Raw genomic sequence first — 4,238 nt, 5'->3', positions numbered from 1 at the left:
CCTTGCGTTTTGGTGCTAAACGCAATGTGTTTTGCTGCATATTGCGATGCGTTTTGCTGCAAAATGCATTTCAATATTTATCTTTTAATCACTTTTTTCTTGTTGTTGCGGTTGCGAAATTTAGAGAATTTTTCTCAAAAGAGAAATGCAAAACCATAGTAAATAGCAAAAATTGGAGGAGAAAAGCATTTTTAAATTGTTCAAATTTCGCCCGTTTAGCGCATTTTATATAGCTTTTTGCGGGTGTATTTCTCTAGAAACGTTCGTCTAGAAAATGTAATCTGTAAAATATGTTTACCTGTTTAACAAATCGCTTTTAAGTAGTTGCCGAGAGAAATACTAACAATCAATTGCTGTTTTTTAACCCAAATCGGGCATTATACCACAATGTTTCCAGAATTCTTGTTTTTGTGTTGTGTCCTAACATCTTTTATTTTCTTGTCGGCATCTAGTCTGTCTTTACAACTTGACGTAGCCCGCTACGCCTGCGTTACAAAGGCAAGTTATCTGCTCGGCAATAAAACAACATCTGTTTAGGCTCTAATCACCGATTGGGGTTTAACTGTTTTAGCGGCCATCAAGAATATTAAAGCTGTGTAGCAAGTGATGAAAACTATCGATAATAATTGATAAACGAGATGAACTATCTATTGGGGGGAATACGCATAGCAGGGGAAATAAGGATATAATAAAGGCGGTTAAACCATTGCATAATGCTAACCAAAGCATATATTGCAGGTTTAATCGCCTTTATTGCCTTTGTATGTTAGTGATATGTGCTAGTCAAACGAAAGTTAAGCTACGAAAGTCTAGGCCTATCGTAGGTCTTATTCACCTGTTAACTTATAAACTTGCTAACCAGCATACACCATTTTATTTGCTAATCACCATTTTCTTTTTGCCAATTATATAAACACCCTTTGGCAAGGTTTTGACATCGTTGCCAACATAGCGTCCATCAATGGTGTAAATCTTGTCAATCTTATCGTTTACCTCGTTTGTTTCCTGTGGTAGTGCCTCGATACCTGTTAGGCTTTTTAGAAAATTAAAAGTAACAACACCATCTTTCATGGCGATGTTATAGATGGGTTTGTTCAGCATTCCACCCGTCCAAGGCGCATAGTTCGCCAATTGTTGTGCATCGGTTAGCTGTGTAATATTGCTAGTTCCAGGGTAAAGGTCGCCCTTGAGTTGCAGTTCGTATTGGGTTTTCTTTATGTATGGTGCGGTTTGAGTACTTTTGTCAGACACCTTTCTATACGAGCTAGGAAGGTAGCCATCGGCAGGTACAATGGTCATACGTGGTCGTTTCTTTGTATTGTTCACCGAGTTGTCTCCGCCTTTGAACACCGAGAAGGGGCGTGCTTCGTATTTTATGTGGCTCACCATCATACCCGATTGAGGCAATTTGTAGTTCCAACCCTCTTGTTGTATATTCTCTACAATGTAATATTCGCTGCCATCGGTTTGCTTGTCGTTCATTATTCGGTAAGCTTTTCCGCCTTTGTCGATGCTTTTTAGTTCCACTTTACCCTCTTTCTTGAGCGTTTCAATGTTTATCCAGCCCATTTTTTCGCGTTCCCATGCTGTGTATGCGGTGGGCGAATAGCCATTATAGATGTAAATACCAGCATCCATAATGTCCCAGTCTTCCATGCCTTGGTTGTCGTAGGCATCGAAATCGCGTTCGCCACTGGCCGTTGTCCATTGCGGACTAACCGTAGGGTAGAAGTCGGGTAGACCCATACAATGCGAAAATTCGTGGCAGAACAGGCCCACGCCATTTATGAGAAAACCGCTTGACGATTTGTATTTGGTGCCAGGAACACCATTAAGTTCGTTGCTGATACCAGCCAAGCGCACATATTTACCATCTTTCTTGATGTCTGTTCCGCAGACAAAGGCCTTGGGCCAAAGTGTAGAATCGATAGCCGAAACGCTCTCGCTATAACCTGCATAGACAATATAAACGAGGTCTACATTACCATCTCCGTCGGCATCATATTGGGCAAAGTTTAGTGAATCGTCTACCATGGAACAGGCATCGGCCACCAGTTCGCGGTATTTTTCCATTGAAGAGTTGCCATCTCCATAGTAGGCGGCAGAGTGCTGCATTGTGATAGGACCGTAGATATCGAACTGAGGTTTGAATTTTCCACCGCTCATGTCGCTGAAATACTTCTTAACGCTACCTGTGTTGCGGTTTTCAGCATGGCCAAAGTCTTGGTGTGTGTTGTCCATGCTGTTAAGATATTGGTTAAAGGCTTTGCGTGGTTGTACTGTAAAGGGCCTGTTGGCAAACTGTACCAATAGCACAATGGCACGTGGCGAGCCTGTATGTGGGAAGAAGTTTAATTTATCGTCGCTCAGTCCGCGTGTGGCGGCTAGCTGTTCGGGTTTGGTGTTGTTGGCAATAAAGGTCTTGATGTCTTGTTGTTTGCACAAAGATTCTTCGGCCATACTGCGCAAATAGGCGTCGTGCGCCAAAACATGTGTAGCTGTTAGCTTACCATTGGTGTCTATATGGGCTACATAATAGCCACTGCCCACTTGCTTAAGCACCACGTTGTCGAGTGTCGAAACCCAGTTGAAGTTGGCATCTCCGTTGATGCGAATGGTGAGTTGGGTGCCATCGGGCTGACTAACCGTGATGGGGTAGGGCCAACCTTTTGATGCAAAACTGGCCAAGTGGCACAGCAAAGCGATGAGAATAAGTACCGTTTTTTTCATTATCTAAATCTTTTAAATTCTTAATATGGCATTAGTTATCATTGATTTTTGGTGTACCAGTATTGTCCTTTTTTCTTTGTTTGGTTGCCAAATTCTATGGCGTGGTGCGGACAATGATGATAGCAGGCAAAGCAAGTGAGGCAGCTTCCGTTGTGTTTCCATGTGGGGCGTTGGCCCTTTCCGCCTTCAATGTCGGCTGTTGGGCACGCCTCAGCACAGATGCCACAGCGCACACAGCGGTTTGTTTCCACCCTGAAAGCTTTGTCGTTAACCAACTTTCGTTCGAAAAATTCGCCAATAAGCCTGCTGTTTATGCGTGGCCATCTCCCCACATGGGGCTCTTTTTCCACGCTTTGGCACTCGTTAATTTGTTGCATAATGCAGGCGAGGTGTATCTTGGCGTAGTTTTTCTTCTCTCTTTCTTTGTCGATAGTGTCTACATCCATGAAGGGTAGGCCCACGTAACTCTCGGGCATAATTAGCGAGAAAACGGCATCTAAGTGTAGCGAGCGTTGTTCCAATATTTGCCTAAAGATGCGCATACTTTCGCCTGTGGTGTCGCCAGCCGTGCAAAGGGCAAAGCAATAATGGCCCTCGGCGTTGGCAATGCTTAACCTTTGGATGAAGCGGCGCACTAAAACAGGAGGGCGCCAAGCATGTACAGGAAAGCAAAAGCCAATACGTTCGCCTTCTGCAAGCGTGTAATGGCATGGCCCATCCATGGCTTCGGGAATGAAAATAAGGCGTTCGCCAATGTTTTCAGCCAGTTGTTGTGCGGCCCAAAGGGTGTTGCCCGTGGCCGAAAAGTAGAATATCATAGGGCAAAGTTACTACTTTTCGGTGTCATGGTCAAATCCTTGCCTTCGTTTTCGCCTTTAAAGCTTTCACGATGAAGGCTGTGGGGTGGTGAAAGAAAGGGCAAATATCCGCGGAATAGGCCAGTAGGCGCTCGTTGTAGGAGATGTTAGGAAACAACACAAAATAAGAATTCTGGAAACATTGTGGTATAATGATCTATTTGAGTTTAAATGCACTTTGCGCCAAAGTTATTGAGGCATTCTTCGTAGATGGAAAGATTGGCCGATTGTGGGTCTATTGCAGCCATGCCAGCTTCGAAGAAGCGCAGTTTGCCCTCAAATCGTGGGTCGTTGCGCAGGTCTTTCACTGATTCGGCCACGCAATAATCTTTTGCAAAGCCACAAACAACCACCTCATCATATTGAGCCAATTGGTCGAGCACCAGTTTCCCGTGTGTATTGGGGGTGGCTTCGTTTACATACGAGAAGATAGAAAACATTTCTGCATCGGGGTATTCGCCCTTTTGATAGAAATGTAAAGGCCGTTGGCCGTGGTGCAAGTTATCCCAGGCATTGAGTGCTTGTACCAATGCGTTGGGGCAAGCCCCGCGGTGGTTCACGTCTGTAATCCCAGCACTTTGGGAGGCCAAGATGGGCAGATCACGAGGTCAGGAGTTCAAGACATGCCTGGGCAACATGACGAGATCGGAA

At 44.5% G+C, this 4,238-nt stretch carries 4 protein-coding genes; 1 reads left to right on the top strand and 3 read right to left on the bottom strand.

Going from position 1 to position 4,238, the window contains the following annotated elements:
• The coding region (locus tag QME03_RS01045; RefSeq protein ID WP_281723184.1) for a hypothetical protein at nucleotides 1–233 on the top strand (233 nt) is incomplete at its 5' end.
• A 640-nt stretch (nucleotides 234–873) separates the two neighbouring features.
• On the opposite strand, the gene QME03_RS01040 is transcribed toward QME03_RS01045, so the two are convergent.
• From QME03_RS01040 to QME03_RS01030, 3 genes are all read right to left on the bottom strand, one after another.
• The gene (locus QME03_RS01040; protein ID WP_281723183.1) at nucleotides 874–2,730 is read right to left on the bottom strand and encodes a M6 family metalloprotease domain-containing protein; all 1,857 of its coding nucleotides are present in this window, start codon (nucleotides 2,728–2,730) and stop codon (nucleotides 874–876) included.
• Between the two features lie 38 nt (nucleotides 2,731–2,768).
• On the bottom strand, nucleotides 2,769–3,548 hold the full coding sequence (locus QME03_RS01035) for an EFR1 family ferrodoxin (protein ID WP_281723182.1): 780 nt from the start codon (nucleotides 3,546–3,548) through the stop codon (nucleotides 2,769–2,771).
• A gap of 206 nt (nucleotides 3,549–3,754) precedes the next feature.
• Nucleotides 3,755–4,147, bottom strand: coding sequence for a cysteine hydrolase family protein (locus QME03_RS01030; protein ID WP_281723181.1), 393 nt, complete (start codon nucleotides 4,145–4,147; stop codon nucleotides 3,755–3,757).
• Between the last annotated feature and the right edge of the window lie 91 nt (nucleotides 4,148–4,238).

It is taken from the genome of Hoylesella shahii, assembly GCF_937990675.1.
Classification (GTDB): Bacteria; Bacteroidota; Bacteroidia; order Bacteroidales; family Bacteroidaceae; genus Prevotella; species Prevotella shahii.
The sequence above is the reverse complement of the archived record's forward strand: the minus strand, read 5'-3'. Positions and strand labels throughout refer to the sequence as shown.